The 26,432-nt window shown below is 70.3% G+C and carries 26 protein-coding genes; 17 read left to right on the top strand and 9 right to left on the bottom strand.

Annotated features, from left to right (window positions below; translation table 11 throughout):
* Window positions 1-59: 59 nt before the first annotated feature.
* Complete coding sequence (locus WMF19_RS12835) at window positions 60-1,031, bottom strand: CheR family methyltransferase (RefSeq protein ID WP_437899350.1); 972 nt, start codon at window positions 1,029-1,031, stop codon at window positions 60-62.
* Between the two features lie 274 nt (window positions 1,032-1,305).
* On the opposite strand from WMF19_RS12835, the gene WMF19_RS12830 reads away from it, so the two are divergent.
* On the top strand, window positions 1,306-2,184 hold the full coding sequence (locus tag WMF19_RS12830) for an alpha/beta fold hydrolase (protein ID WP_437899349.1): 879 nt from the start codon (window positions 1,306-1,308) through the stop codon (window positions 2,182-2,184).
* Between the two features lie 372 nt (window positions 2,185-2,556).
* Window positions 2,557-3,342 (top strand): CPBP family intramembrane glutamic endopeptidase, encoded by a 786-nt coding sequence (locus WMF19_RS12825; RefSeq protein ID WP_437899348.1) that lies wholly within the window; start codon window positions 2,557-2,559, stop codon window positions 3,340-3,342.
* Window positions 3,343-3,433: 91 nt separating this feature from the next.
* Here the strand turns inward: WMF19_RS12825 and WMF19_RS12820 are convergent, their stop codons facing one another.
* The 3 genes from WMF19_RS12820 to WMF19_RS12810 form a co-directional block, all read right to left on the bottom strand.
* The gene (locus WMF19_RS12820) at window positions 3,434-4,873 is read right to left on the bottom strand and encodes a glucuronyl esterase domain-containing protein (protein WP_437899347.1); all 1,440 of its coding nucleotides are present in this window, start codon (window positions 4,871-4,873) and stop codon (window positions 3,434-3,436) included.
* Between the two features lie 407 nt (window positions 4,874-5,280).
* Window positions 5,281-5,985: a glutathione S-transferase family protein gene (locus tag WMF19_RS12815; protein ID WP_437899346.1), complete on the bottom strand. Its 705-nt coding sequence runs from the start codon at window positions 5,983-5,985 to the stop codon at window positions 5,281-5,283.
* A complete protein-coding gene (locus tag WMF19_RS12810) occupies window positions 5,982-7,499 on the bottom strand; it encodes an isochorismatase family protein (RefSeq protein ID WP_437899345.1) in 1,518 nt (505 codons plus the stop codon). The genes WMF19_RS12815 and WMF19_RS12810 overlap by 4 nt, the downstream gene beginning before the upstream one ends.
* Window positions 7,500-7,837: 338 nt before the next feature.
* Here WMF19_RS12810 and WMF19_RS12805 point away from each other — a divergent pair, with 338 nt between their 5' ends.
* The 13 genes from WMF19_RS12805 (at window position 7,838) to WMF19_RS12745 (ending at window position 19,352) form a co-directional block, all read left to right on the top strand.
* A complete protein-coding gene (locus WMF19_RS12805; RefSeq protein ID WP_437328911.1) occupies window positions 7,838-8,206 on the top strand; it encodes a response regulator in 369 nt (122 codons plus the stop codon).
* 13 nt (window positions 8,207-8,219) lie between these two features.
* Window positions 8,220-8,969 carry a GAF domain-containing protein gene (locus WMF19_RS12800; RefSeq protein WP_437899344.1) on the top strand — a complete coding sequence of 250 codons (750 nt, stop codon included), beginning with the start codon at window positions 8,220-8,222 and terminating at the stop codon, window positions 8,967-8,969.
* Entirely contained in the window at window positions 8,966-9,490 is a 525-nt protein-coding gene (locus WMF19_RS12795) for a chemotaxis protein CheD (protein WP_437899343.1), read from the top strand. Before WMF19_RS12800 ends, WMF19_RS12795 begins: the two co-directional genes overlap by 4 nt.
* A 5-nt stretch (window positions 9,491-9,495) precedes the next feature.
* Window positions 9,496-11,217, top strand: coding sequence for a chemotaxis protein CheA (locus WMF19_RS12790; protein WP_437901622.1), 1,722 nt, complete (start codon window positions 9,496-9,498; stop codon window positions 11,215-11,217).
* On the top strand, window positions 11,214-12,974 hold the full coding sequence (locus WMF19_RS12785) for a methyl-accepting chemotaxis protein (protein ID WP_437899342.1): 1,761 nt from the start codon (window positions 11,214-11,216) through the stop codon (window positions 12,972-12,974). The genes WMF19_RS12790 and WMF19_RS12785 overlap by 4 nt, the downstream gene beginning before the upstream one ends.
* Window positions 12,971-13,549 (top strand): chemotaxis protein CheW, encoded by a 579-nt coding sequence (locus WMF19_RS12780; RefSeq protein WP_437899341.1) that lies wholly within the window; start codon window positions 12,971-12,973, stop codon window positions 13,547-13,549. The genes WMF19_RS12785 and WMF19_RS12780 overlap by 4 nt, the downstream gene beginning before the upstream one ends.
* Complete coding sequence (locus WMF19_RS12775) at window positions 13,546-13,671, top strand: hypothetical protein (RefSeq protein ID WP_437899340.1); 126 nt, start codon at window positions 13,546-13,548, stop codon at window positions 13,669-13,671. Before WMF19_RS12780 ends, WMF19_RS12775 begins: the two co-directional genes overlap by 4 nt.
* A gap of 74 nt (window positions 13,672-13,745) precedes the next feature.
* Complete coding sequence (locus WMF19_RS12770) at window positions 13,746-14,552, top strand: hypothetical protein (RefSeq protein WP_437899339.1); 807 nt, start codon at window positions 13,746-13,748, stop codon at window positions 14,550-14,552.
* A 250-nt stretch (window positions 14,553-14,802) separates the two neighbouring features.
* The gene (locus WMF19_RS12765; protein WP_437899338.1) at window positions 14,803-14,988 is read left to right on the top strand and encodes a hypothetical protein; all 186 of its coding nucleotides are present in this window, start codon (window positions 14,803-14,805) and stop codon (window positions 14,986-14,988) included.
* A gap of 286 nt (window positions 14,989-15,274) precedes the next feature.
* On the top strand, window positions 15,275-16,207 hold the full coding sequence (locus WMF19_RS12760; RefSeq protein WP_437899337.1) for an integrase: 933 nt from the start codon (window positions 15,275-15,277) through the stop codon (window positions 16,205-16,207).
* A gap of 232 nt (window positions 16,208-16,439) precedes the next feature.
* A complete protein-coding gene (locus WMF19_RS12755; protein WP_437899336.1) occupies window positions 16,440-17,237 on the top strand; it encodes an integrase in 798 nt (265 codons plus the stop codon).
* Between the two features lie 97 nt (window positions 17,238-17,334).
* The gene (locus WMF19_RS12750) at window positions 17,335-18,306 is read left to right on the top strand and encodes a helix-turn-helix transcriptional regulator (protein WP_437899335.1); all 972 of its coding nucleotides are present in this window, start codon (window positions 17,335-17,337) and stop codon (window positions 18,304-18,306) included.
* A gap of 14 nt (window positions 18,307-18,320) precedes the next feature.
* Complete coding sequence (locus WMF19_RS12745; RefSeq protein WP_437899334.1) at window positions 18,321-19,352, top strand: RNA polymerase sigma factor; 1,032 nt, start codon at window positions 18,321-18,323, stop codon at window positions 19,350-19,352.
* A gap of 135 nt (window positions 19,353-19,487) precedes the next feature.
* Here the strand turns inward: WMF19_RS12745 and WMF19_RS12740 are convergent, their stop codons facing one another.
* The 5 genes from WMF19_RS12740 to WMF19_RS12720 all read right to left on the bottom strand — a co-directional run bounded on the left by WMF19_RS12740 (window position 19,488) and on the right by WMF19_RS12720 (window position 24,607).
* A complete protein-coding gene (locus tag WMF19_RS12740) occupies window positions 19,488-20,351 on the bottom strand; it encodes a hypothetical protein (RefSeq protein ID WP_437899333.1) in 864 nt (287 codons plus the stop codon).
* A gap of 122 nt (window positions 20,352-20,473) precedes the next feature.
* On the bottom strand, window positions 20,474-21,046 hold the full coding sequence (locus tag WMF19_RS12735; protein ID WP_437899332.1) for a hypothetical protein: 573 nt from the start codon (window positions 21,044-21,046) through the stop codon (window positions 20,474-20,476).
* Window positions 21,047-21,140: 94 nt separating this feature from the next.
* Window positions 21,141-22,016, bottom strand: coding sequence for a hypothetical protein (locus WMF19_RS12730; RefSeq protein ID WP_437899331.1), 876 nt, complete (start codon window positions 22,014-22,016; stop codon window positions 21,141-21,143).
* Window positions 22,017-22,037: 21 nt separating this feature from the next.
* Window positions 22,038-23,513 (bottom strand): protein kinase domain-containing protein, encoded by a 1,476-nt coding sequence (locus WMF19_RS12725; protein ID WP_437899330.1) that lies wholly within the window; start codon window positions 23,511-23,513, stop codon window positions 22,038-22,040.
* Window positions 23,507-24,607: a hypothetical protein gene (locus WMF19_RS12720; protein ID WP_437899329.1), complete on the bottom strand. Its 1,101-nt coding sequence runs from the start codon at window positions 24,605-24,607 to the stop codon at window positions 23,507-23,509. The genes WMF19_RS12725 and WMF19_RS12720 overlap by 7 nt, the downstream gene beginning before the upstream one ends.
* A gap of 369 nt (window positions 24,608-24,976) precedes the next feature.
* On the opposite strand from WMF19_RS12720, the gene WMF19_RS12715 reads away from it, so the two are divergent.
* Both WMF19_RS12715 and WMF19_RS12710 read left to right on the top strand, forming a co-directional pair.
* The gene (locus WMF19_RS12715) at window positions 24,977-25,510 is read left to right on the top strand and encodes a hypothetical protein (RefSeq protein WP_437899328.1); all 534 of its coding nucleotides are present in this window, start codon (window positions 24,977-24,979) and stop codon (window positions 25,508-25,510) included.
* A 547-nt stretch (window positions 25,511-26,057) separates the two neighbouring features.
* Complete coding sequence (locus WMF19_RS12710) at window positions 26,058-26,336, top strand: hypothetical protein (RefSeq protein WP_437899327.1); 279 nt, start codon at window positions 26,058-26,060, stop codon at window positions 26,334-26,336.
* Window positions 26,337-26,432 lie beyond the last annotated feature (96 nt).

The following is a 26,432-nucleotide window of genomic DNA, read 5'->3' as shown; positions in this document are numbered from 1 at the left end:
ACATCGAGAGAGGCTCCGTCGGACGAGCTGCTGTTCAGGAGCAGCTCCCCGGAGGAGCGCTACTGGTTCCGGCTTCCCTTGAGCCCTGCCAGAGGCTGGAGCTGATAAACGGACGGCGCGATGCATCGCACGCGGGGGTCCGTCCCGTGAAGGCCCTCGGCGTGCCCGAGGAACAGGTGCCCTCCGGGCGCGAGGCTGGCGATGAGCTTCGCCACGATCTCCGCCTTCGTCGCGGCGTCGAAGTAGATGAAGACGTTCCGGCAGAAGATCAGATCGAACAGGCCGAATCGCTCGGGCGCCGCGTCGAGCAGGTTGAAGCGCCGGAAGGTGACGATCTGGCGTAGCTCCGGCCCGGCCTTCATCAGGCCCGCGCTTGCGCCCGTCCCGCGGAGCATGTAGGCGCGCAGGCGCTCGTCCGGGATCTCCGAGGCCCGCTCGATCGGCCACACCGCGCGTCGCGCCTGCTCGAGCGCACGGACGGACAGGTCCGTCGCCAGGACGCCGATCCCGGGAACGCCCGCCGGCGCGCCGCCTGCCCAGCGCGGCGCCCGTCCCGCGGCGCCGCTGCCGTCGGAGGAGGACAGGCTGTCGAGCAGCGTCATCGCTATCGAGTAGGGCTCTTCCCCGGTCGAGCAGGCCGCGCTCCACGCGCGCAGCGGGCGGCGGACGCGCGCGCGGGGCGCTCCGCGGTCCGGCGCGCCGTGCCCCGCGCTCTTCTCCCACGCCGGGAGGATCTCGCGCTCGAGGAGCGCGAACTGCTCGCGTTCCCGGAAGAAATGGGTCTCGTTGGTGCAGATGCAGTCGAGCATGTGCACGAGCTCGTCCTCGCCGCCCGCCGCGGTCACCCGGCGGTAGTACTCGCCAAAGCTGCGGAGGCCGAGCACGCGGAGCCGGGGCCCGAGCCGGCAGAGCAGGAGCGGCTTCTTCTGCGGGCCCAGCGAGATGCCCGAGAGGCGCTTGACGAGCCTCTGGAACAGGACGAACTCGTCGTCGCTGAGGGTGCGCGTGCCCGGCTCGGCGACCGCGATCATGGCCTGTCCCCTTCCCCGGCCGGCGCGCCGTCGAGCAGTTGATCCATGGGCACTTGCGCGCCGAAGGCCGGCGCGGGCTCGATCACAGGTTCACCCCACTCACCTCCTGGCAACATCACCGTACCACGGGAGTCCGTGGCATCTCCACGCGGAACTGCGCCGCTCGTACACGTGTGCTCCCTGGTACACTGTCCTGACCCCGGTCGGTCTCGGCGCCTTCCCGACACGCACGGAGCACCTGGCATCCTCGGAGCATGTCAACTACCTTGGGGCCATGCTCAACGGCGTGGTGGAGCCGGTCCGGCTCGGGAAGACGGCGCTTCCAGACGGCCGGCGGCTGGGCTGGGCGGAGTGGGGACCGGAGGACGGCATCCCGGTGCTGCTCTGCCCCGGCGGCGCCACGAGCCGGTCGATGGGGTTCGGGGGCGACGTCGTCGGCGGGCTCGGCGTGCGGCTGATCTCCGTGGATCGCCCGGGGCTCGGGGCGTCGGACCAGGCCCCGGGCCGCACGCTCGGCGACTGGGCGCAGGACATACGGCGCTTCCTCGAGGCGCGGCAGCTGTCCGGCTTGGCGGCCGTCGGGTTCTCGGCGGGCGCGCCGTTCGCCCTGGCCTGCGCGGCGGCCGGCGTCGTGGCTGGCGTGGCCGTGGTCGCTGGGACCGATGAGCTGGCGAATCCGGTGTTCGCCGATGCGCTGGCGCCGGACGTGCGGCGGCTCGTGGAGCTGGTGGCGACCGACCCTGCGCGCGCGGAGGCGTTCTTCGCCGGGTTCAGTGCCGAGGCGATGTGGAGCTTCGTCATTCCGACGCTCGCGGACGTCGACCGCGCGGTGTACACCGCCCCGGTGTTCGAGCGCGTTTACCGGCGCGCGATGGATGAGGCGTTCTCGCAGGGGCCGGCCGGCTATGCGCGCGACACGGTGCTGACGATGAGCCCGTGGCCGTTCGACCCAGGGAGCATCCGCGCGCCGGTCGACCTGTGGTACGGCGCGCGGGACACGAGCACGGTGCACTCGCCGGACTTCGGTGCGTCGCTCGCCGGACGGCTGCGCGCGGCAGAGCGGCGCGTGCTCCCGGAGGCGGGAGGGTCGCTGCTGTGGACGCATGCGGAGGAGATCCTGCGCTCGCTGCTTGGACGCACGCGCGGGATGTGAGCCCCACGCGGGATGCCTTCGGGGGTGGTGGACGACTTTGGCCAAAGGTGGGGTCTTTTGAACCGCCAAGCCGCCAAGGACGCCAAGAGAATCACAAAGTCTTGGCGTCTTATGGCGACTTGGCGGTTCCATCAGGGGCCTTTTGAACCGCCAAGCCGCCAAGGACGCCAAGAGAATCACAAAGTCTTGGCGTCTTATGACGACTTGGCGGTTCCATCATTTGACCCGGCTGCTTCGCGCAATGGCTGGAGCGGGGACAACCCCGGCCGCCGTGGCGGTCGCTGCCGACGGCCGCCTTCCAATCGCCGCCCGGGCGCGGCCACGGGGAACATCCTGCGCGCGCCGCTGTCCCGCCGGTCCATGCCTCGTCCGGTGGCTCGGTTCTTCCTCCTCGCCTACGCTATCACATGGCTCTGCCAGCTGCCTCTGCTGCTCCAGCAATGGGGCGCCGGCATCCCTCCCGGCGTCGTCATGGCGCCGCTCGTGCTCGGCGCCGTCGGCCCCTCGCTCGCGGCCGTGGTGTGCGCCTGGAAGGAGGGCGGCCGAGCGGGGCTCTCGGGGCTCCTGTCACCCCACCGCGCCCCGACGGGCTGGGGCTACGCGCCGCTCGCGCTGTGCACGCCGGCGGCGCTGCACCTCCTCGGCCTCGCGCTGCTGGCGCTCGCCGGCGGGAGCCTGCCGGCGACGCTCCTGTACACGCCTGTTACGCCGGAACACCGAGGGATCGCCGTCCTCGCCCCGCTGGGTGAGGAGCTGGGATGGCGCGGCTATGCCCTCCGGCGGCTCCTTCCGGCGCAGGGACCCGTACGCGCCAGCCTCGTGCTCGGCGTCGCATGGACGTTCTGGCACCTGCCCGCCATGTGCCTGCCGGGCGTCCCGTGGTGGTCGTGGCCGCTCAGCCTCCTGTTCATCACGTCGCTCAGCGTGCTGATGACGGCGCTGCACCTCCGCTCCGGCGGCAGCGTGCTCGTCGCGTGGGCGGCGCACCTGGGCATCCACTTCGACAACGTCTCTCGCGCGCACATGTCCGGCGACGGCGCCGCGCCGCTCCTGGTCACGACGATCGTCGCGCTCGTGGCCGCGGTGATCACGGCGCGGCGGATGCAGCTACAGACACGGGGCGCCGCCACGGCGCAGCCTGCGCCTCGCGCGGCGTGAAGCAGGGCGGCTGCGCCCGCATCCCACGCTCCTGCGCCCCGCTCTACGCGCACCTCGGCTCAGGGACGATCGCGCCCTCCGAACGGCGCCATCATTCGAGCGTTGGAGCTTCCCAGTCCACCCAGTCCGCCATGCTGAGCGAGCCGCCCGAGCCCACGACGAATTCCCCTGGCGCCTCCCCCTCGTGCTTCAGAAATTTTGAAATATTTTTCACGAGGAGATCGGTGTATTCGTTCTTGTACGAGCAATGCGCCGTTTCGGCGACCTTCGAGTGGTAGCTGACGTTCTTCTCCACGCCCAGCGCCTTGTAGGCCGCTGCTCCGGCCGCCGTGGCTGTATGACCCGCGGGGGCGCCCATCTGAGCCTGGTGCGGGTTCTCGAGGACGAGCAGGCCGCGCGGCGCCATCATCGCGATCAGGGCGTGCGTGTCGATCGGGAGCTTGACGGCGTTCGAGACATTGTTCTTGAAGACAAATGGCTCGAAGTTGTTGCTGAGCCAGTTCAGGCCGAAGTAGTTGTGGTCCGTCCGCTCCTTGCCCAGCACGTCGGCGATGCGGTAGGCCGGGACTCCGGCGGTGCTCGTTTCGTGGGGGATCGTCAAGGCGATCCGATCGTCGAAGGCGCCGATGGCAAATGCTCCCTTGCCGTTGCGCGAGCATCCCGTGACACCGATCCCGGTCGGATCGATGATATCGCCTCCGGACGCCTGGATGACGTCGAGGATCCGGCTGGCGCCCCAGGCCCATGCCATCAAGAGGCCCGCGGAGTGGTTGCCGCCGTAGATGTCATAGAATTTTCCCGGGTTGGGCTTTCCTCTGGATTGCTCCGCGGTGCCCTCCCGGCCGATCTCATTGTGGTTGTAGTAGATGACGGCGACACCTTGATCCAGCATGCGGCTTTCACCCAGCGAGATGCCGCCGAACCCTCCTTTTCCGCCCACGTTGACGATTGCGGGGAAGGGAGCTTCCCCCTTGGAGGGCAGCACGATGTCGGCGCTGAAGTCGATCGCCTTCCCCTGGGCCTCCACGTGTACGGTGACTTTGTTCGCGGTGACGGTGCCGGTCACCACGTCAGGCGTCGGCTTCTCGCCGTAGATATATTTCTCGGCTTGCTTGCGTATCTCCTGCCTTCGGCAGTGCCATTCTGCCTTGGTGGAGACGCTGGTTCCATCGAGCTTCGTGAACGGGTCTGGCAGCTTGGAGATCTTGGGTAGAGCGCTTGCTTCCGGCAGGGAAGCGACCTCGCAATCGGCGCTCTCGTTCTCGACAGGGGTTTCGTCGGGACCCGTACCCGAGCTGGAGCTCGACGTCGTGCCGCCGCTCGAGCTGGAGCTGGAGCTGGACGTCGTGCCGCCGCTCGAGCTGGAGCTCGACGTCGTGTCGCCGCTGCTGGTCGCACTCTCGCTGCCCGAGCTGCCCCAGCCGCCCGCGCCTCCTTGCCCGGATAGGTCCGTTTCGGACTGCCCGCAGGCAGCGGCTGTGAGGCAGAGACCGAGGGCAACGCGGGCGGTTCGAGTGGCGAGCGTTCGCATGGATGGACCTCCTGGAGCGGGCATAATCAACGCTCGTCGGTTGAATTTGCGCTCACCGGAACGGCAGCTGGTATCGCGGCGCAAATAAGACGTCCGAGCGCGCATTCATGTCAAGAACAAGCTAGTGCAACTATTCAGCTCGCCACGCAACGGAACGGCGATCGATCGCGCTCGGTGAGTCCCGGTCGAATGACAGCTCCGAAAGATTCAGTGGCGTTGGCCGACTTCAGCCCAGATGAAGCGGCGGATCGCCGAAGTTCGTCCCCGAAACCATTTCGGCGAACGCGATCAATCACCTTGAATCACAGATTCGTGAGCTCGAGCCCGTGCGCGAGGGCGGCGCGCTCGACGACCTGTCCACGCATCGGGCGGGCCGCCTTCACCCCGCTGCCGGCGGGGCGGCCGCGCTACGTCGCAGCGGCGAGCGCCCGCGCCTGCGCGAACAGGTCGGGGCGCGCCCGGTCGTGGGACCAGCCCTCGGGATACGAGGCCACCGCCGAGGGGCGACCCCGCACGCTGCGCTCGTAGGCGTCGAGCGCTGGATAGCCGGCGAGCGACAGCCCGCGCCGCTGCATGTAGGCGAGCACGGGGTAGAACGCGCAGTCCGCGAGCGTGAAGGCGTCCGACGCGATGAACCGTGTCTCCTGAGCCCGCGTTTCCCACAGCGCGAGCTCCCGCTCCACGCCCGAGAGCGCGCCAAGGATGGCCGCCCGCCGGTCCGGCGAGATGGCTGCCGCGCCGGCCTCGAAGAGGCTCTCCAGCGGGTCGTAGACGCACGCCATGGCCTCGGACTCCTGCGCGAAGGCGAGCGCGCGGGCGAGCGCGCCGGGCTCGGCGAGCGGCGGGAGGAGCGGGGGTTCGGGATACCGCAGCTCGAGGTACGTCAGGATCGCCAGCGACTCGTTCATGACGGTGCCGTCGGGCTCGACGAGCACCGGGGCCTGGCCCCGCGGGTTGAGGGCCAGGAACTCCGGGGTGCGCGTCTCCCGGGGCTCCCGCATCACGCGCAGGCGGCGTGGCTCGAAGGCGAGGCCCTTCTCGTGGACCGCCATCAGGACGCGCCAGCTCGAGATCGAGCCGTTCACGAAATACACCGCGCGCTGCGCGCTCATCGGTCGCCTCCGGGCTCCTGCGACGCGCGGAGCGTGCGAAAATTGAGCGCCTCGAAGCCCGGGCGGTACGCGGCGGCGTCGAAGGTGGGGTCGATGTTCTCGGCGCGGAAGAGCTGCAACATCCGCTCTGCCTCGGCGCGCTCCGCCGCCTCACGCTCCGGCCCGGGGACCGCGGATCGGGCTCGGGCGCGCGCCTCGGCCTCGGCGCGATCGGACGTGGGCGCGCCGACGCCCCAGACAGCCCCGGTCGCCGGATCGTGAAACGTGCCGATGTGCCGGAACGTGAGCGAGATGCGCGAGGGCGACGTCGGGCCGTCGCCCTCGCCCTCCGCGTCCCCCTCCTGGCGGATGGCGTGATAAAATCGGCCGTTCGTCTCCAGGTCCATGACGAGCAGTGAGCCGTGCGGCAAAGGGACCTTCTGGAGAGCGTCCCCGTCCTCGGCGCGCTTGGGCCGGAGCACCATGGTGCGCTGTCGTCCGAGCGACACATTGACGATGAACGACGGGCGCACGAGGTCGAGCGTCTTGTCGGAGTGCTCGCTGATCCAGTCGCGCCCCGTGCGGTAGAGCTGGAGCAGGCAATGGTTGAGCGGGTGCCCGACGCGGCGCTCGACCTCCCTGCGGATGCGGTCGACGGCGGGGGTGAAGGGGCAGAGATCGGGCTGCTCGTCGACCGGGTGGCGATAGAGCGGCATGGCGCCGTCGGGCGAGCGCTCGCCCTGGATCGCGACGAGGCGCGGCACCTCCCCGCCGCGGTGGCGCATCGTCGTCCAGGCGACCTCGCGCTCGACAGCGGCGAAGGCGCCCGCCTCCCCGGCGAGGCGCTCGTCGAGGGCGCCGCACCACAGCGCCGTCTCGCCCGCGCCGATACCTGCGATGTGCAGCGGCCCGGGTCCGTCGGAGAGGAGGTCGGCCCAGCTGCGTCGCCGGCCGCCGAGGCCCTCGATCTCGCGCAGCGCCACGGCGTGTTTGCCCGCGGTGCCCGCCGCGGTCGCGTCCCCGAGGATGTCGACGTCGTAGCCGAGCCGGCGCGCGTCGCGGGCGGCGGCGAGGACACACACGTTGGTCGCGACGCCGCACAGGACCACGGCGGTCACGCCCGCCTGCTCCAGCCGGGCGTGCAGCTCGGTCTCGCGGAACGCCGAATACCAGCGCTTCTCGACATGCCATTCCGCGGTCCCCGCGGGGCGCTCGGCGCGCGCCGGGACGAGCGCCGGGAACAGCTCGGCGCCCCATGTGCCGCGGGCGCAGCACGCGCTGCCGGTGTGCGTCTGCCCGCGGAGCGCGTCCGGGGCCGCGTCGATCTCGCCGTAGACCGACGTCACCCACACCACGACCCGCCCCTGCGCGCGCGCCGCGCGCACGAGCCAGGCCACGGCCTGCGCGAGCTGGCGCGGATCGCAGTGCCGCTTCGAGAACGCGCCTCCCTCCGCGAGGAAGTCGTTCTGCATGTCGATGATCAGCAGCGCCGTGCGCGCAGGATCATGGGAAGGCGGCCCGGCTCTCACGTCCATCGTGTCCTGGTACCACCGGACGATCGCACGGCCAAGCTCCCGCGCCGCGACGCACAACCCGGAACAGAGGCCCGCCGGGCTCCGCCAGACACGGGCGCTCTCGCCGTGGCGTCCGGCCTCGCACCTGCGCTGTCGAGAAGGCTGAGTCCGGCGGGCCGACCCTCGGGCCCAGCAGGAAAGACGCTGTGTGCCGAAGTGGTCTCGCCTCGATTGATGTTTACTTGGGGCGTGTCCCGAGCGTACCTTCAGGAAAGGCGACGCCCCTTGGGGAAAGGTGGCGTTCGAGCCGCACGGGCGAGCGCTCGAGTGGTCTTCGTTGCCTGCGAGGGGAGGCGGCGGTGTCTCGAAAGAAGATCCTGCTGGTGGACGACTCGGAGACCGTCCTGATGATGGAGCAGATGATCCTCCGGAAGAGCTATGACGTGGTCACTGCCAAGGACGGCAGCGCCGGGGTGGTCAAGGCGCTCGCCGAGCGGCCTGATCTGATCCTGCTCGACGTGATCATGCCCGCGATGGATGGATTCGAGGCCTGCCGGAGGCTGCGATCGGAGGAGGCGACGCGGGAGACGCCGATTGTCCTCGTCACGAGCCGAGGCGAGGTCTCGCACAGGGAGGAGGGGTTTCGCAGTGGCTGCTCGGACTACATCACGAAGCCGATCGACTCCCTGGAGCTCCTCGAGAAGGTCAAGAGCTGTCTCGGCGAATGAGGTGAAGACCGACATGTCGCGTGATGGACAAGCTGAGCGCTGGGTGGAGCACGCGGTGCGCCGCGAGGGATCGCCGAGAGCGCACGTGAGCGCGCTCGAAGGGCAGAAGAAGAGGCTCGCGCGGCGCGCCCGCGCGCTCGGCCGGCTGCTCGGCCGGGCTCGGAGGGCCCATGGGCGCCTCGAGGCCCGCGCCGCCCGCGCCGAGGCGGCGCTCGCGCACGCCGAAGGCCGATGCGCAGCAGAGGAACAGCAGCGCTCGCAGCTCGCGAGCCTCTATGTCGCGAGCCGCCGGCTCCTGCCGCTCCGGACCCGTGAGGAGGCGTGCCGCGCCCTCCAGGACATCATCGCGAACCTCGTCGGCTCGGAGGAGATCGCCGTCTTCGAGATCGATGGCAGCGGGGCGGCGAGGGTCGTCGCGGCCTACGGCGTCGATCCGTCGTCCGCCGTCCTGGTGGCGCCGGAAGAGGGCGTCGTGGGCCGCGTGGCGCGGCGGATCGAGCCGTATTTCCGGCAGGGCGCCGCGCTCGGCAGCGACGCGGCAGCCCCCCAGGCCCCCTGTGCGCGCGGCGAGGGCGACGTCATGGCCTGTGTCCCGCTCACGATGGACGAGCGCGTGGTCGGCGTCATCGCCGTCTTCCACCTGCTCTCGCAGAAACCCGCGCTCGGGCCGCTCGATAAGGGTCTTCTCGAGGCGCTCGGCACCCTGGCTGCCGGACCGTTCTGCGCGGGGCGGGAGCGCTGCGGCGCCCCGGAGATGCGATGACGATGCTCAAGCCCCCGTCCCAGCGGTTCGGCGCGGGAGGAGCGCGGCTGAGCGTGCCCCCCCCGCGCGGCCCGCTGGCCCACTACCTCACGCCGGGCAACATCTTCGCGTCGGACGAGCCGACGATCATCACCACGATCGTCGGCTCGTGCGTCGCGATCTGCCTCTGGGAGCCGGCGCTCGGCGTGGGCGGCATGAATCACTACGTGCTCCCCAGCTGCCCGAACCTCGGCTTGGCGCTCGGGCGCTTCGGAGATACCGCCTTTCAGCAGCTCGTCGATCGCCTCGCGGCCTTCGGCGCCACGCCCCGCTCGCTCCAGGCCCGGATCGTCGGAGGCGCCTGCATGATCTCCGCCTTCCGGGAGCGGGACTCTCACCTCGGGCACCAGAACGTGGCGGTCGGGCTCATGATGCTGCGCGCCGCCGGGATCCGGGTCGTCCACCAGGACACGGGCGGCAGCCAGGGCCGGAAGCTCATCTTCCGCACCGACGACGGCAGCGCCGCCATCCAGCCCCTGTGATCGCGATGGATGCCGAGCGGGCCGCGCTCATGCAGATGTTCGCCGCCGAGACAGCGGAGCACCTCGACGAGCTCGAGGGCGCGCTCCTCGAGCTCGAGCGGCGGCCCGACGCCGGCCACCTCCTGGAGCGCATCTTCCGCGTCGCCCACACGATGAAGGGCAATGCGAGCTCCGTCGGCGCCCACGGGCTGAGCGAGCTCACCCACGCCGCCGAGGACGTGATCGAGGATCTCCACCGGGGCACGCTGCCGGTGACCGGCATGGTGGTCTCCTTGCTCCTCGAGACGGTCGACTCGGCGCGCCGCCAGCTCGCGGAGATGGACGGCGGAGAGGAGCCGCCGGGGTCGACCTCCCTGCCCGCGGGCGTGCTCGAGCGGCTCAGGAACGCCCGGCGCACCGAGCGAGAGGGGACCCCCTCGACGTCGAAGGGGGCCACCTCGAGCGCCGCGGACGAGGGCGACCGGGGCTCGGGCGCGAAGACCGTCCGCATCACGGTCGAGAAGCTCGATTGCATGGTCGATCTCATCGGCGAGGTCGCGATCACCCGGAACCGGATCGCGCGCGAGGTCCAGCTCGCGGGCGGCGCCGTCGGCGCGGCGCTGCGCGACGGCCTCGAGGAGCTGGATCGGCTGAACACCAAGCTCGAGGAGGCGATCCGCCGCGCGCGGATGGTGCCTGTCGGCCCCTGGTTCCGGCAGTACGAGCGCGCGGTGCGCGATCTCGCGCGGTCGCACGGCAAGCTCGCGCGCCTCGTGGTCGTGCACGGCGAGGTCGAGGTGGACACCGCGGTGATCGAGCGCCTCCGCGACGCGCTGACCCACCTCATCCGCAACGGCATCGATCACGGCCTCGAGCCGCCCGAGGTGCGGAAGGCGTGCGGCAAGGACCCGCGCGGGACCATCACCCTGCGCGCCACCCACGAGGGCGGCGGCATCGCGCTCCGCGTCTCCGACGACGGCGCGGGGATGGACCGCGCCCGGATCGCGGCGCGGGCCAGCGCGCAGGGCAGGTGCGCGGACCCCGCTGCGCTCTCCGACAGCGAGATCTACGGCATGGTGTTCGAGCCGGGCTTCTCCACCGCCACGACCGTCTCCGACCTGTCCGGCCGGGGGATGGGCATGGACGTGGTGCGGCGCCGCGTCGAGTCGCTGGAGGGCTCGATAGGCATCGAGAGCGCCGCGGGGGTCGGCACCACGTTGATCCTCCGGCTCCCGCTCACCCTCGCGACCATCGAGGGCTTCTCGGTGAGCGCCGCCGGCGAGCGGTATGTCATCCCGCTCCGCGCGGTCGTCTCCTGCGTCGGGCTCCCGAGCGGCGCCTCCGCCGCGGGCCCTGGCGGCATCCTCCACGTGCACGGGCGCGCGCTGCCGTGCGTGCGGCTCCGCGACCTCTTCGCCCTCTCCGGGCCTGCGCCGGCCCGCGAGAGCGTGGTGGTGGTGGCCCACGAGGGGGGCCAGGCCGGCCTCGTCGTCGACTCGCTCGACGGCGAGGGCAGGACCGTCATCAAGCCGCTCGGCCGGCTCTTCCGCCGCACCCGGGGCATCACGGGCTCCACGGTCCTCGGCGACGGCAGGCTCGCGCTGATCCTCGATGTGGACGCTCTGCTGAACGACCTCTCCCGCGGCCGCGACGGCGGTGGCGAGCTCCCGCCCCTGGATCGACGGCGGCGAACGCCGCCCTTGAAGGCGCGGGAAGGGGCGATGGATCCGGAAGGAAGGACACGATGAACCGGCTCAAGATTGCGATGCGTCTGACGCTCTCGCTCACGTTCATGGCGATGCTCATGGTCGCCATCGCGATCTCGGGGCACCTCAGCCTGACGTCCATCGCGCAGCAGACGCACGAGATCCTCGTGTCGGACGTCCGGGAGCTCGCGGTCGCGATGCAGCTCGAGCGGGACCTCATGGAGCTCCGCCGCTACGAGAAAGACTGCTTCCTCAGCATGGGCGATCGCCCGCTCCAGCAGGGTTATCAGGAGAGATGGAACGAGTCCGAGGCGGAGATCCAGCGGCGGCTGGACGAGCTCGAGCGCATCGTGACGCTGCCCCGGGAGCGGGAGTCGGTCTCCGCGATGCGGCGCGACGTGGCGAGCTACGTCGTCGGCTTTCGCCGCGTGATGCAAGACGCGCTCGCCGGGCAGCTGCCCACGGCCCAGGCGGCGAACACCGCGATGGCCGGCGTCAAGAGCGAGATCGATCGGTTCGAGGACTCGGCCGAGAGCTTCGCCCAGGCGAGCACGAGGGACATGGAGGCGTTGCAGGCGTCGCTCAGCGGCGACGCGCAGCGCGCCTCGCGGGAGATGGGCCTCATCGCCTTCGCGGCCCTGGCGGTCGGCGTGGTCGTCAGCGTCCTCGTCTCGCGCAGCATCACGGGGCCGCTGAGCTCGGCCGTGGGGCTCGCCAGGCGGATCGCGGAGGGTGATCTGCGGCACCGGGGCGTGGCCGCGGGCCGCGACGAGGTCGGGCAGCTGGAGGAGGCGATGGCGGAGATGGCGGACAAGCTCTCGACCGTCCTCCTGGAGATCCGCACGGGCGCCGAGTCGCTCGCCGCCGCCTCGACGCAGATCTCGGCCACCTCGCAGAACCTGTCGCAGGGCACGAGCGAGCAGGCGGCCGCGGTGGAGGAGACGTCGGCGAGCCTCTCGGAGGTGAGCGGCTCGATCCAGAAGAACGCCGAGAGCAGCCAGCAGACAGGCGAGCTCGCCAACGGCGCCGCGGCCGCCGCGGACCAGAGCCTCGAGGCGGTCCAGCGCACCGTCGCCGCGATGCGCGACATCGCCGAGAAGGTGTCGATCGTGCAGGAGATCGCCTACCAGACCAACCTGCTCGCGCTGAACGCGTCGATCGAGGCGGCCCGGGCCGGCGAGCACGGCCGCGGCTTCGCCGTGGTCGCGAGCGAGGTCCGCCGGCTCGCGGAGCGGAGCCAGGCCGCCGCCAAGGAGATCGGCGCGCGCGCGTCGACGAGCGTGCAGGTCGCCGATCGCTCGGGGCAGCTGCTCGAGGAGATGGCGCCCGCGATACGACGGACCTCGTCGCTCACGCAGGAGGTGGCGACCGCGTCGGTGAGCCAGGCCGACGCGGTAGGCCAGGTGAACAGCGCCATGCGCCGCGTCGACGAGGTGACGCAGCGCAACGCCGCGATCAGCGAGGAGCTCGCCAGCACGGCCGAGGAGCTCGCGGCGCAGGCCGACGCGCTCTCGGGCATGCTGCGCTTCTTCCGGGTCGGCGACGAGCTCGCGTTCCCCGAGCGCACCCGCGTGCCGCGCGCCGCGGGCGACGCGCGGCGCCTCGCGCCGCCTTCCCGGGAGGGCGCCCCGGCCTCGCCGGCCGCCTCGAACGGCGCCGCCGTGCTCGCGACGCTCGCCCGGGCCAGGACGAACGGGGCCGCGCGCGCCCCCGCGGCGCTGCACGAGGACGCCGAGTTCGAGCGCTTTCCGTCGCGGGGCGCGGATCGGGCTACCTCCGGGCGCGCGGAGGTCCCGTGAGCGCCGCGCCGGAGCCTCGATCGTCGCAGTACATCTCGTTCTTCGTTGGCGGGGACGAGCTCGCGGTGGACATCCTCCGCGCGCGCGAGATCGTCGAGATCACCGCGATCACGCGGGTGCCGAGGATGCCGCAGGCCGTGCTCGGCGTGCTCAACCTGAGGGGGCGGGTGATCCCGGTCATCGACCTCGCCGTCCGGCTCGGGCTCCCGGCGTCGGTGAGCACGCGGCAGAGCTGTATCCTCATCGTCGAGACGGAGTTCGACGGCGAGCTCACCCGGATGGGCCTCTTCATCGACGCCGTGGGCGACGTCGTGGACCTCGACGCAGCGGCGATCGAGCCGCCGCCGCCGTTCGGCACGCGGGCCCGCCTCGACCACCTCCTCGGCCTCGGCAAGGTGGGCGACAGGCTGCTCTTGCTGCTCGACATCGACCGGATCCTCTCGCCGGAGGAGCTCTTCGCGGCCGCGTCGCTCGATGCCGAAGGCGGCGCCCGCGCGGCGCTGCCGGGTGCGCCGGCGCAGGGCGAGCCCGAGGCATCGCAGTCGGCCTCGAGCGCGTCGCGATCCCCCTCGTGACCCTCTGCGCCGTGGGCTGGATCTCGAACCGTGATCGATGGCAGACCCCCGGCGACGCGCTCGGCAGGCACCGCGCGCGCACGCCGGGGCTCTTCGGCTGGGAGCTCGATCCCGACGAGTGATCCGCTTGCGCTCGCCGGCCGAGCTCAACATAGAATCGCGTTTGCGGGGGAGGGCGAAAGGAGAGCGCAGAGACATGGCGGCTTATGGGTACAGTCACGTCCCCGACCGGGGGTTCCACGCATTTCTCGGTGATCTCGAGGAAGGGGCGTGGAAGGAGATCTCGATCGACAAGTACGACGCGCCGGATCAGGTAGCGCCGCTGCTCTTGGAGGCGCCGCGGCCGGTGGCGTGGAAGCTGCGCGCGCGGTGGAGCATCGCGCGGCTCGACGAGGTGCTGGCGGTCGCGTCGGACGACGTGCTCCGCTCGCTCGACGCGGCATGGGATTCGGCGCAGCGGGCGTTCGATTACACGGTGGCCGCGGCCGAGGAGCACGAGGACGCGCCCGTGCGCACGGCCGCGACGCGGGTCCGGCGCGCCATGCTGAAGGGTGGCGGCACCGGGCAGACCACCCTGACCTATGGTGCCGAGGTCGATTTCGGGCGCTCGCAGCTGGAAGCGGCAAAGAACAAGCGCATGGAGGCCGATCTCAAGAAGATCGGCGCGCTCCCTCACATCAAGCGGATCGAGGCGGCGACCGACGCGCTGGCGAAGGCGATGGGTCGCGGCGCGGTGGAGGGCCGGCCGGGAGCGCGGTCGATGCGCCTGCGCGAGGCCATGGGGGTCTGTGTGACCGCCTTCAACAGCATCCACGACGAGATGGTCTGGCTCCTCGAGCACCTGCCCGCGGGGAAGAAGCGCGAGCAGATCGAAGCGCTGCACAGGCCGTTCCTCGAGCTGCTCAAGCGCTATCCCCCGCCGGCGTCAGCGGCCAGCGCCGCGACCGAGCCGGAAGAGGAGGGAGCCGAGGCCGACGCGGCCTCGGGCGACAAGCCGGCGTGAGGCGCCGCGGTTCCTTGCAGCAGCGGAGAGCAGGTCGCCGGTAGGCTCGCAGGTGCTGCGAGCGGGTCGCGACCGGGCTTGCAGCACCTGCGAGCGGGGCGCGACCGGGCTTGCAGCACCTGAGAGCGGGGCGCGACCGGGCTTGCAGCACCCGAGAGCGGGGCGCGACCGGGCTTGCAACACCTGCGGGCGGGTGGCGCGGGCGCTTGCGGCACCTAGCACGACTGCGGGGCGTGATAGGCTCGCGCCCGTGCCCCGCCGCCGCTCCGCCGCCGAAATCCTCCGCTCGGTCCCGGCGCGCAACCGCCTCGTGCTGCTCCAGCTCGGTGTGGACCTGGACGATCCAGCGGACGCGGAGCTCTTCATCTCGGGCGTGCGCGCCGCCGAAGCGTCGATCGCCGAGCAGGAGCGCTGGGAGCGGGAGCGGCTCGGCTGACGCCGTGCATTCCTTCCGCGGTCTACATTTCCCATATCCTGCACCGTCGATCTGGCGAGGGGGCGGTAGCCCGCCTGCTACGAGAAGATGCTCCACAACCTCGCCGCCTTCGTCGCGCTCGCCTGCGCCGGCTGCTGGCCGCGAATCGAGGGACAGGCCCTCGCGGACCTCGTGGCCCCCGACGATCCAGTGAGCTTGTCAAGTGCAAAGGGTGGGCGCCGAGCACGACAAGGCTCGGCCCCGGGACCAGCAGGAGATCCACGGGGGTTAGCTATAGCTTCCGTTATTGATTGCGTTGCTTCCGATATTGATGCATAGTCCGGGCACAGGCGCAGGCACCTCCGAACCACCTCGGGGGTCAGGAGCGTGCGCCGAGGACCGTGTCCGTCTCACCGGGGTGGTGATCATGGGCTGCGACGAAGCCGCGAAGAACGGCACCGAGCTCCAGAGCGTGTTCGACGGAGTCGATCTCCCTGACAACACGCGTCGGGTCTATAGCGCGCAATGGCACCATTTCGTGGGGTGGTGCGTCACGCGCGCCTCGCGCGCGCGCCCGGTTCGCGCGCTTCCGGCACGGCCGCGCCTCGTGGTCGCCTATCTCGCCGCGCTCGCCGAGGGCGGCCGGTCGGCTTCAACGCTGAGAGGCGCCTGTACCGCCATCAGCAAGGCGCATGAGCTGCGCGGCTTCGCGCCGCCGACGAGCCATCCGATCGTGGTGGCCTGGCGGCGCCGGCTCATCGAAGCAGGCGATCAAGAGCCCCAGAAGGCCGTCGAGCTGACAGCGGCCCAGGTCGCGCAGATGACAGCGGCCATGGGCGCTCACCTGGTCGACCTGCGCGATCGCGCCCTCGTGCTCGTCGGCTATGCGGCGAGGCTCCGGCGCTCGGAGCTCGTCGGACTGGATGTCACCGACATCGTCTTCTGCAATGAAGGGATCGAGCTCCTGGTGCCAGCGCGGAGGATCATCATCCCTCCTGGGCGTCACCAGCACACGTGCACCCCGGCGGCGGTGCGGTCGTGGATCGACGCTGCCGCGCTCGCGCCGAGCAGACCGCTGTTCGTCGGGATCAACCGATGGGGTCAGCTGGGCGGCCGGCTGTCCGATCGCGCAGTCGGCTTGATCGTCCAGACCAGGGCCAGCAAAGCCGGCCTGTCGATCGAGGGCATCAGCGCGGACTCGCTCCGCGTCGGCTCCCGGGACGAGCGCCGGCTCCTGTGAGGTCGCGGAGTTGGCGACGCGCCGGTGCTCGCGCCGGACGCGTAGCCGGTGCCAGCCCCTCTCTCTCTATAACTTCCGTTATTGCTCGCGTTGGTTCCGATGTTGAAGCACAGTCTGGCAAGGCGACAGACGCATTCCTGACGAGCCGCGAAGGCCGAGCGCAGCGACGGGTCGGCGCGTCAGCGCCTCAGTGTGTCTAGGGGCGTGTTCAGCTCACGGGGGGCTGGCAACCATGGATCGCGACGAAGCCGCGAAGACAAGCACGGAGCTCCAAAGCCTGTTCGACAATGTCGCGCTGTCCGACAACACGCGCCGGCTCTACGCGGCTCAGTGGCGGAAGTTCGCGGCCTTTTGCGCCGCGCGCCCTTCGCCCGCGCTCCCTGCGCGGCCCCGGCTCCTGGTCCTCTATCTCGCCATGCTCGCCGAGGAGCGCCCGTCGGCTTCTACGCTGAAGGTCGCTTGCAACGCGATCGCCAAGGCTCACGATCTGCAGGGCCACGCGCCGCCCACGAGCCACCCGTTCGTGATGACGTGGCAGCGTCGCCTCGCGGACACATGCTCTCACGAACCGCAGAGAACGGCCGGCCTGACGGTGGCTCAGCTGCGGCAGATCGTGACGGTCATGGGGGATGACTTGGCCGCCTTCCGCGATCGTGCGCTGCTGCTCGTGGGCTTCGCGGCGAGGCTTCGACCCGCGGAGCTCGTCGAGCTGAACGTCGCCGACGTCGTCCGCCGCGGCGAAGGGATCGAGCTCCTGGTGCCGGCGCGGCGGATCCTCATCGCGCCGGGGCATGATCCGATCACGAGCACGCCGCTCGCGGTGTGCTCGTGGATCGACGCCGGCGCGCTGGTGCCCAGCGGGCCGCTCTTCGTCGGGATCAACCGATGGGGCCAGCGCGGTGGACGGCTGTCCGAACGCGGCGTCACCATGATCGTGCAGGCCAGGGCTCGCAAGGCGGGCCTGTCGAACGAGGGGATCAGCGCGGATTCGCTTCACCTGGGCTCGCGAGACGAGCGCCGACTTCTGTAGCGGGCGCGGCGTCGGTGCCGCACCCGGACCTGATAGCGAAGAGCACTACGCCGCGGCTGCCGGCTTGGGCTGCGCCGCGCCTTCTGGAGGTCAGAGCATGCACCGGGTACTCGATGCGATGGTGTCTTTATCGCCGATAGCGCTGGGGATCGTGGCGTGTTTCGCGTTCGGCCTGGCCCTCGCCGCGCGCGAGGCGCTGGGGAAGGAACGCGGGTTCCGCGCGGCCGCGGAACGAGCGCGCGATGCGGCCCTCAAGACGCTGGCCGCGAACAAGGACTGGGAGCTCGAGGAGATCGGCCGGTTCAGGCGCCTGCTCGACTGCCACATCGACGCGATCGTCGCCGAAGCGACGGAGTTTCGAGAGCGGGCCGTCCCGTCGCCCGGGGCGGTCCTGGAGGGCTTGTGCTCCTGGCACGCCGACTGGAAGCGAGATCTGGCCCGGACCACCGATCTCCAGCCGGGCGAGGTGGACAGGCTGTTGAAGAACGCGCTGCCGGTGAGGCCAGGCCTCGCGCGGAAGCTGGAGCTGTTCACCGGCGCGCCCGCTCGCTACTGGGAGCACCTGTGGCGGCTGCACGACGACTACCGCGCGGAGGTGGATCAGACGGTCGTGATGCTGATCGACGGCGCGCAGCGCGGGCGCAAGGGGGCGCCTCCCGAGCCGCGTCCCGTGCTCCAGCTCGTCGATGAGGGCCGCGCCGTAGCGGAGCCGGCGACTCCACGAGTTCCGCCGGTCAGTCGCCCGGTCGCACCGCAGCCGCCCGCGGCTCCGCCCGCCCAGCGCGCCGCCGCGGAGCCCAGGCTCCCCGCCGTCTCCGAGCCGCCGGGCGCGAGCACGGCACGGCGTGAGCTCGGCGGTCTGCCTCCACCACCGAAGCCGCGCGGCAAGCATCCGGGCGCCGCGCCGACGCCGGGCGGGACGCCGGCGCTCGGGCGGGCCTCCACGCTCACGGACTTCCCGGTCCTGCGTGGAGACGCTCGTCCTGGCGACGGCGACGGATGGGCAGAGGTCGAGCGCTCGCTCTTTGAGGCCACCCAGCCCGGCACGGGCAGCAAGCCTCGCGTGTAGGCCGGAGTTTCGCCATGGGAGCCGATCCGATGGATGGGACGAAGCTCGAAGAAGCGCGCGCCTCGGCCGCCGCGCGCCTGTTCGGTGGTGAGAGGGCCCGCCGCGACGTGCTGCTCTGCCTCGCGCGCCTCGGGGTTCCGGAGCGAGATCGCGGTGATGTCGCCGGCCAGGTCTGGCTGCAGGCCTGGAAGAGCTGGCGCACGTTCGACCCGAGGCGCGGCACCGCGGAGCGCTGGTTGAACAGGATCGCGGTGCACGTCGTGGCTCACTACCACGAACGCGCGCGGCACCGCTGGGAGGAGCTGATGGCGGAGCTGCCGGATCCCGTCGATCCCGCGCCGGACGCCGCGGACGCGATGGCGAGCCGCCGCGTCGAGGTTCGCGTCGTCGAGGCGCTGGGAGAGATCGACCCGAAGCTCGGCGCGGTCCTCGTCTCGCACGATCTCGAGGGGATCCCCATGGCGCGCATGGCGGAGGCGGCCAAGATGTCCCTGTCGACGCTCTACAAGCACCGCGCGAGGGCGCTCGCCGCGCTGCGCGCCGTCCTGGAGCGCGAGGGCGACCTGGAACCGTGGCGGGGCCATGATGGGTCCTGCCCGCTGGCAGCCCCTAAGAACCGGAGTACAGTCCACGCCATGACCAGCGATGAGCGGACTGACGCGGAAGACCTGGAAGAAGAGCTCGCATGGGCGGTCGATGCCCAGGTCGTCGCCATGGGCTATATCTATCTTCTGGCCGGCGCACTGAAGCGCGGTGACGCCGATCTGGGGGTCGATCCATCCGCGTGGGAGAACACCATGGGCGCCGTCGAGTGGGCGATGATGGAGCATGTGGACGGGCGCATTCAAGGCCCCATGACCATCACCCTGGAGGACATCGAGCGGATGCGCCGGCTTCACACGATGGGCTCCGCAGCGCTGGCCGGAGGGGAACGGCCGCCCGAGCTGTACCAGCTCTCGCTCCAGTGCATGGAGGGTCTGTTCGGTTCGGATTGGGAGCGAGCCGCGCAAGAAGCTGCCCGCAGCTTGCGCGATCCCGATCAATAAACTTCGCTATCATTCGTTATCGATGCGACAGAACGACCTCCACAAGATAAAGAGAGCCACGTGAGCCAGGAGGAGAGGGGTTCGCTCCTCGGCGCTCCGGCAGCCTGGTGTAGCGCGCCGGAGCTGGGTAGGGCCTTATTGCTCGCAGCAGAGGAACTTTGGGGGGCTCCGTACGATCTGGTCGACGACGACGGAGCGGCGCTGCACGGGGGCGCAGGCGCCTGCGATGGGGGCCGCGGGCTCGGCTTGCAGCGCCGTGAAGTTCGGTCGGGACGGCGACGGGAAGTCATGGCACACGGGATCGTCCGTGAACGAGAGCGTTGCGCTGTCGAACGCTTGCTCGCAGGCCCTGTCCGCATAGGCCGTGATGTGCACGGTGCATTCCAGCTCGCTCGGCGGGGCGCACTCGCACGGCGAGCACGTGCGGTAGTCGATGCGGTGCTTGGTGAACACGCGTCGAAGGGGGAGCTCGGCGGGGCAGACGGCATCCACCGTCGAGGTCATGCAGGACACGAAGCCCGAGGGCGGCGCCAGCGCCGCGTCCGCCCGGCAAGCCCTCCCGATCTCGGCGGTGAGCGCCGGCGGCTCGGGGGTGGGCGAGGGCTCGCACGGCACCACGACCGGAGGACGGTAGAGGATCGACGCGTAGGACAGCGTCGGGACGGGGAACGGCGGGGCGAAACACCCACCGTCCCAGCCCTCGGGCAGGTCGACGTGGTTCGTGGGCACCGTCTCCTCGCCGCACGCTGCGCCGAAGGTCTCGTACGCCGTCGAGGGCTTGCACGTGGCCGGGGCGCAGGAGCACTCGCCACAGTCCGGCGACGGGTCCTCGTATTGCCATCCATCCCAGGCCGGCTCGGCGCCATCCGGGCACGGCGGCGCCTCCGTCGGGTCGCCGGTCCAGAGCCACATGGGCTTTGGCTCCTCGATGTAAGGGGTCTCGAGGGCGCACGCTGCGGCGGTGACGCCAGCGAGCGCGAACGGCAGGACGGATCGCATCGTGGTGCTCCTGATCTGTCGGTGGGCCGCTCTCCGGGCGGAGCGGCCGGTGTTCTACTCTCGGTGAGGGGGCGTCCGGTGAGCGCGCAAGCCCGAATCTCCCCGACGCCCGTCGGCGCACTTCACTCGGACGGCTCCGTGTTGCAGTTCTTGACATGAAACTCGGCAAATTCGAGACGGCCCTCGTCCCCGAACTTCGTCGCCACAGCGCAGGCATCTGCCGAGAAGGTGCCTGCGGCGGGGTCGTTGTCCGCCGCCTCGAACGTGACCGGGCACGTGCCCATCACGTAGTAATAATCGTCGAGCATCGCGGCGACGCTACGCTCCGATGACGACTCCGGCCATACCCTGAGAAACATGATGGTGATGGCGTCGGGCTCACGCTGGGCAACCTCCGCATGGTCCTTGCGGGCCACGTACATCGACGGAGAATCAGGAATGCTCACATCGCAGCTCATGTACCATGTGTCGTCGCTCTGGATCGGCTGGGTTCCACCCCTGCCCGTGTCCAGCGTGAACCGATACTCCCCCGCGAACTCGTTGAAGAGGAGGACATGGGATATGCCGGTGACCTCGGGGCCCGGCTCTTCGCTGCATCCGAGCGCGAGCACCGCGAGGCCGAGACATAGCAGCCGGCCGGGGTGCGCTCTCCAGCATCCCGAGACCTTCGATGGGAAAGCGGCTTTGCTGCTCATGGGCTCACTTTCCTGCTGTCGCGCCTCTCGAACGAGGCGCGTGACGATGCGCTGTCATGGTCCTGTTCCGATCGTGTGCCGCCCGGCGCAAGGGTCAGTCGCGGCAGCACGCGACATGGTGCTCGCCTTTCTCGATGGTGCCGGAGGCCATCGACGTGGCGCGCTTCGGAGTGCACGCGCCCTCCTCCCGCCGGATCACGTCGACCCGAAAGGCGGTCAGCTCCGCCGGCGCCGTGAGGTCATGGCACAGCGGGACGTCGGTGTCGGACAGCTCCGCGCTGTCGAGCGGGCGGGAGCAGCGCGTGTCGCCGTACAGCGTGACCGTCATGCGGCAGCTGCCCCCGCTCGGCGGGCCGCACTCGCACGGAGAACAGGTGCGATCATCCGGCCCCAGCGTGCTGAATTCCCGCCGGATCGGGAACTCGATCCGGCAGGTTCCGTCGTCCTCGGGCGGACGGCAGAGCGACCAGCCCGGCGGAGGCGTCTCGTTCGCTTGGCCCGCCCGACACGCCCTCGCGAAGATTCCGTCGATGGGCGGCGGCTCGGGCGTGGGCGACGGCGTACACGGGGCGAGGGTGGGCGGACGGTAGGTTACCGAGGCCAAGGAGCTCGCCGGGATGGAAAGCGCGGGAACGGTACACGCTGCGTCGAGCACATCGTCCGCCTCCAGCGAGCTCGGCAGCCCCTCGCCGGGGCACGCCGCCGCGTGGCTCGTCACGCCCGTGGGCGGGGCACAGCGGGCTGGGCTGCACGCACACGGGCCGCACTCCGGTGGAAAAACCTCGTCCACCCATCCCTCCCACCAGATCTTGCGATCCCCTGGACACGGGGCGGCGTCCTCGTGGTCGCCGGACCAGAGCCACATGGGCTCCTGTTCTTTTTTCGGGGGATAGATATAGAAGTTGTCCAGGTCGAGGCACGCTGTGAGCGTGAACGCGATCAGTGCAGACGGTAGCCCGCATCGCATCATGGGTCCTCTCCGCTCCGTCTCTCAGTAAGCTGTGTTCCCTGCAGACAGATAGAACCGAGCGTGGTCGAGCGGCTCCCGCCTCGATGTCGACGACCCGTGGACCGGTCGTGGCACAGAGACGGTGCGGCGGCGCTCGTCGGACCACTCCGATGGCACTTTCTTGGGCAGCTCGGGCGTCGAGAGCGCCTCGGCGGTGCCGGAGGGAACGGGCGCGGGCGGAGCGGCGGAGGACTGCGCAGTTGCGACGTGGACGACCCGTGGCCGTGGGTCCACGGGCCGAGGCGCGCGCTGCCACAGGACGAAGAACCAAGCGGCTGCCAGCAGGGATGCCAGCGCGAGCGCGTAGCCGAGCAGGGGCCTGCGAAGGCGTCTTCGCTCGCCCGAGCGCGCACCGAGAGACACGACGGGCGGTGGCGGGGGCAAGGCATCGAGCTCCGGCACCTCGACGGCGACGGGCAACCGCGGCGTGGCAGGAGGCGCGTGCGGCGTGCCGACGTCGTTCTGCGGCATCGTCCCGGTCTTGAGCGTGTCCGGTGGCACCGACGGGAGCGACGGCGGCGGCGCACCGATCCCTCCCGCCCGTTCGCCGGAGGCGAGCGGCGCTTCGTCGTCGGTCCCGAGGTCCATCGCCGTCTCGCGCGGCTGGCGCCGGGAGGCGGACACGTCCAGGAAGGGGTTGTCATGGGGAAGCTCGGGCGGTCCCTCCAGCTCTTCCCATTCGCGGGCGAAGGGCATCAAGACCGCGAGGATGTTCTCGAGGCTCGGTTGCCGCCGCTTGGGGTTCTCCGCGAGGGCTCGGCGTATCGTCCACTGGAGCACGGTCGGGATCGCCGCGGCGCCACGGGTCGCCGTGGTTTCCGGCGCGAGAGGGAGAATCTCCTCTTCGACCGAGAACTCGCGCTGACACACGAGCTCGTAGAGGAGGGTGCCAAATCCGTAAATGTCGGTGCGGGGGCTTATGCGACCCCCGGAGAGCAACTCTGGCGCCGCGTAGTTCGCCTCGCGGAGCACGTCGTCGGCGCCGAGATCAAAGAGGCGGACGAAGCCGAAATGGGTGATGGCGTAGCGACCCTCGCCCACGACGAATACACGATCCGGACCCAGCAGGCCATGGATCGCGGAGAGCGCGTGGGCGCGCGCGAGGCAGCTTCCGAGGTCGATGAGCGTCTTGAAGACCGCCGGCCCGAGGTTCACCCCTCGCATCGCGTCGACGAGCCGGACGGCGCCTCCTTGGACGGGCGACACCGCCCAGGCGACGGAGCCGGCGGTTCCCCCGTAGCAGGCGGGGACGATCTCGGGGATCTCGGCTGCCACGCGCTGCAGGCGCTCGAGCTCGGCGGCGAACAGGTCGGGTTGGATCCGCGCGCCCTCCCGGATGTGCAAGCGGACGAGGCCGGTGGTGTCTCCGAGCGGCCGCGCGAGGAACGTGTCCACTGCGCCCCGCTCGATCTCGCTCAGGACCTCGTAGCCTTCCCAGGTGTCGCCGACGGCTACCATACGAAGCGCACCTCCGCGCCGCTGGCGTGGGCCCGGATCTCGGCGTTGCGCGGAAGGACGACGTACACCAGCGCCGCGCCGCTGACCACTGCCCCGGCGATGAGCACGGCGGCGCCCCACGTGTGGAGCCGGTTGGCGCGTTCATAGGCGCCGATCGCCTGCTCGTAGGTGTTGTCGGCGCCGTCGGGTGACGACGGGTCGCGGTCGGGTGGCGATGGGTCGCGCCCACTCGTGTCGATTTCTTGTTTCGGCCGGGTCGCCTCCTGGCTCGCGTCGATCGCGGCCACGTGGAGCCCGATCCCGGTGCCGACCAGGCTCGCGGCGACGAAGGCACCGGTCCCGACGATCCACGGGTTCGCGCCCGCCTGGCGCGCGCTCGGAGGGGGTGGTCCGGGCGCAGGGGGTGGTTTACCGAGCACAGGACCCTTGACGGCTGGGGCGTCGTGCGGTCCGGGCGCAGGGGGGGCTTTCGGCGCCGGTGCTGGTTCCGGGGCCGGCGCCGGGGGTGCTACCTCATAGGTGAGGGGCAGCTTCAGCGCCTCTCCCGCCTCGATCTTCACGCGCGCCCGAGCGAACAATCGTTGGGGGCCCATCGCGGTGATCTCGTGCTCGCCCGGTGCCACGTAGACCTTGTGTCTCACGTCCACGTCCTTCCCTGCGACGAGGACGCGCTCCGCGCCAGGCGGCGGACTCAGCTCGAGTTCGCCGACGTGCTGGCGCACGGCGGCAAAGTCCGCGTGGCGCGCCTCGAAGAGCCCGCGCTCCCTGGCGTCTTGCGGCGCGGGCATCCGCTCGATGCACTTGGAGAGCTCCCCGGCGGCCGTCTCCCAGCGCTCGAGGCGTCGATCGAGCTGTCCGAGCTGGCACAGGGCCGGGTTGGAGGGCTCGAGCAAGTGGATCCGGCCCCAGATCGCGCGAGCGCCGCCCACATCGAGCTGAGCGATCGCCTCGTCGGCCTCGCGGAATAGCGCCAGGAGCTCCGGCGAGCGAGGCGGCGGGCCTTCCGCGTGCACCTGGGACGAGAGGGAGCACAGCGCCAGCGAGATAAGCGTCGCCGCCGGCAGGGAGCGAGCGGCCAGTCCAGAAGCACCCATGGAACTCCTCGGCCCACACGAGGGGACCCGACGCACCGCCGACCCGGGGCAGCGGGGCGTCCCCTTTATACCATCCTGGGGCGGCAGGATACCGACGGGATGGGCGGACTCACGGCCGAGAGCATTGCGGCGGCTCGTGCGGATTTGTCACGGAAAGTGAGGGTAGGGCGTCCGATGCGGCGCGGCGCCGGGACGCCGCCCACGCGCTCCTGGCGCCGGCGAGAGGGGGCCGGTGGTGCCCTGCCGGGGGTGAAGCCCAGCCGCTTTGGACGAACTCCCGCAGGAGTAAGGTTCTTCCAACCGGGGGCAGTTCGCGAAGCTGAAACTTGACGCCTCCGAAGCATTTCGGTTCCCTTCGCCTCCTCCACCATGTCGATGCGCTTCCAGGGCGCGGTCCGCCTACTCTGCGCGTGTGCCCTCGTCGTCGCTCCCGCGCCCGCGCTGGCACTCGAGCTCAGCGGCGGCGTGAGCGTGGGCGGGATCCAGGTCGGGACCGAGCCCAAGCTCGCCGTAAGCCCCTTCGTCGGGTGGCTGTGGCGCAGGACGAGCGATTTCCGGTTCGAAGTCCACAATGCGCTCAGCATCGTTCCAGGGGCAGGCGTCGGGGTCTACGATCGGACGGCGGTTACCTTTGGGTACACCACGAAGACCGGCAATGTGAGCCTCGGGCCGTCTCTGTCGATCTACCTGATGCGGGTGTGCGGCGCGGTGATCTGCGATCGCGTGATGGGGATTGCTCCGGGCGGCCGCGCCCAGTCCGACTGGTACTTCGCCGGGCGTCTGGGGGTGTCCACGAGCGTCAACGTGGACTGGGCCGGCGGGAGTAGCCGTGTCCTTCCCGGCAGCATGGTCCTGATGGTCACGGCCGGGCCCATCTGGCGGTTCGGGGGAGAGTCGAAATGAAGAGGTTGATCGTCTTTCTATTTCTCGGTATTACGGCGTGTAACTTCGACTTGGGAGAGTGCTACGTCCGGGGCGACGGAACGGAAGGCGCCGGCGGGAGCATCATCACCCCCACGGGTGGGGTCGGCGGCTTCGGGTATGTCCCGCTAGAGCCGCAAAACCATACCGGCTACGACGAGGACCCATGCGGCGGCTCACAGGTCGCCGAATGTACGGTCACGTGGAAGTCCGGTTCGGCTCAGTGCAAGAGACAGGGGGAGGCAGGTACCTGCACGACGCTCTACCAGGGCCAACATTCGAGCCTGGACGAAGCCAAGGAACGATGTGAATATGCCAACGGGGTACACCTCGACTCGGGAGTGCAATCGTGCGGCCCGTGCCGGTGGGTGACCGGTGCGCAGAATGACTGCTTGGAGCACTGCAAGGATCTGTGTTACCAGATATGGGTGAATTGTCGCAACAATTGTCCCAGGGGAGATAAGAATTGCCTGTCTGAATGCACGAACGAACTCGCTGTTTGCAACCGCGACTGCGATAGAAAGTGCCGATGATCACGATCGAGTTAAAGTACAAATTCGGTGGAGACGCCCATCAGAACGTCGTCGTGCGATTGTTCGATGTCAAGCAGGTGCGCGGTGCCGACGATCCCGCACCTTGGGATATCAGTGTAACGATCGTGTGGGGAGACGAGGTCGCGTTCGATCGCCAGCTAGCTGGTGCGGATCCACTCCACGCTGTGGAGCTGGCCGCTCAGTTTGCGTCCAAGTACATCCGCGGCCGAGCGGAAGATGAGGGCGGCACCCTTGAACCGCCAATCGTGCCCTGAGGACAGTGGTGAAACCACTGATTGTTTGAGAGATTACGACAGGTAGTCATCATCCACCGTGTCGATGCGCTTCCCGGGCGAAGTCGGCCAGCTCTT

The sequence above is a fragment of the Sorangium sp. So ce124 genome, assembly GCF_051525235.1.
Classification (GTDB): Bacteria; Myxococcota_A; Polyangia; order Polyangiales; family Polyangiaceae; genus Sorangium; species Sorangium atrum.
The sequence above is the reverse complement of the archived record's forward strand: the minus strand, read 5'-3'. Positions and strand labels throughout refer to the sequence as shown.

Coding starts and splice junctions, on each gene's coding strand:
- WMF19_RS12835 (WP_437899350.1), bottom strand. CDS start 1,031: ATGATCGCGGTCGCCGAGCCGGGCACGCGCACCCTCAGCGACGACGAG.
- WMF19_RS12830 (WP_437899349.1), top strand. CDS start 1,306: ATGCTCAACGGCGTGGTGGAGCCGGTCCGGCTCGGGAAGACGGCGCTT.
- WMF19_RS12820 (WP_437899347.1), bottom strand. CDS start 4,873: ATGCGAACGCTCGCCACTCGAACCGCCCGCGTTGCCCTCGGTCTCTGC.
- WMF19_RS12815 (WP_437899346.1), bottom strand. CDS start 5,985: ATGAGCGCGCAGCGCGCGGTGTATTTCGTGAACGGCTCGATCTCGAGC.
- WMF19_RS12810 (WP_437899345.1), bottom strand. CDS start 7,499: ATGGACGTGAGAGCCGGGCCGCCTTCCCATGATCCTGCGCGCACGGCG.
- WMF19_RS12800 (WP_437899344.1), top strand. CDS start 8,220: ATGTCGCGTGATGGACAAGCTGAGCGCTGGGTGGAGCACGCGGTGCGC.
- WMF19_RS12795 (WP_437899343.1), top strand. CDS start 8,966: ATGACGATGCTCAAGCCCCCGTCCCAGCGGTTCGGCGCGGGAGGAGCG.
- WMF19_RS12790 (WP_437901622.1), top strand. CDS start 9,496: ATGGATGCCGAGCGGGCCGCGCTCATGCAGATGTTCGCCGCCGAGACA.
- WMF19_RS12785 (WP_437899342.1), top strand. CDS start 11,214: ATGAACCGGCTCAAGATTGCGATGCGTCTGACGCTCTCGCTCACGTTC.
- WMF19_RS12770 (WP_437899339.1), top strand. CDS start 13,746: ATGGCGGCTTATGGGTACAGTCACGTCCCCGACCGGGGGTTCCACGCA.
- WMF19_RS12755 (WP_437899336.1), top strand. CDS start 16,440: ATGGATCGCGACGAAGCCGCGAAGACAAGCACGGAGCTCCAAAGCCTG.
- WMF19_RS12750 (WP_437899335.1), top strand. CDS start 17,335: ATGCACCGGGTACTCGATGCGATGGTGTCTTTATCGCCGATAGCGCTG.
- WMF19_RS12745 (WP_437899334.1), top strand. CDS start 18,321: ATGGGAGCCGATCCGATGGATGGGACGAAGCTCGAAGAAGCGCGCGCC.
- WMF19_RS12740 (WP_437899333.1), bottom strand. CDS start 20,351: ATGCGATCCGTCCTGCCGTTCGCGCTCGCTGGCGTCACCGCCGCAGCG.
- WMF19_RS12735 (WP_437899332.1), bottom strand. CDS start 21,046: ATGAGCAGCAAAGCCGCTTTCCCATCGAAGGTCTCGGGATGCTGGAGA.
- WMF19_RS12730 (WP_437899331.1), bottom strand. CDS start 22,016: ATGATGCGATGCGGGCTACCGTCTGCACTGATCGCGTTCACGCTCACA.
- WMF19_RS12725 (WP_437899330.1), bottom strand. CDS start 23,513: ATGGTAGCCGTCGGCGACACCTGGGAAGGCTACGAGGTCCTGAGCGAG.
- WMF19_RS12720 (WP_437899329.1), bottom strand. CDS start 24,607: ATGGGTGCTTCTGGACTGGCCGCTCGCTCCCTGCCGGCGGCGACGCTT.
- WMF19_RS12715 (WP_437899328.1), top strand. CDS start 24,977: ATGTCGATGCGCTTCCAGGGCGCGGTCCGCCTACTCTGCGCGTGTGCC.
- WMF19_RS12710 (WP_437899327.1), top strand. CDS start 26,058: ATGATCACGATCGAGTTAAAGTACAAATTCGGTGGAGACGCCCATCAG.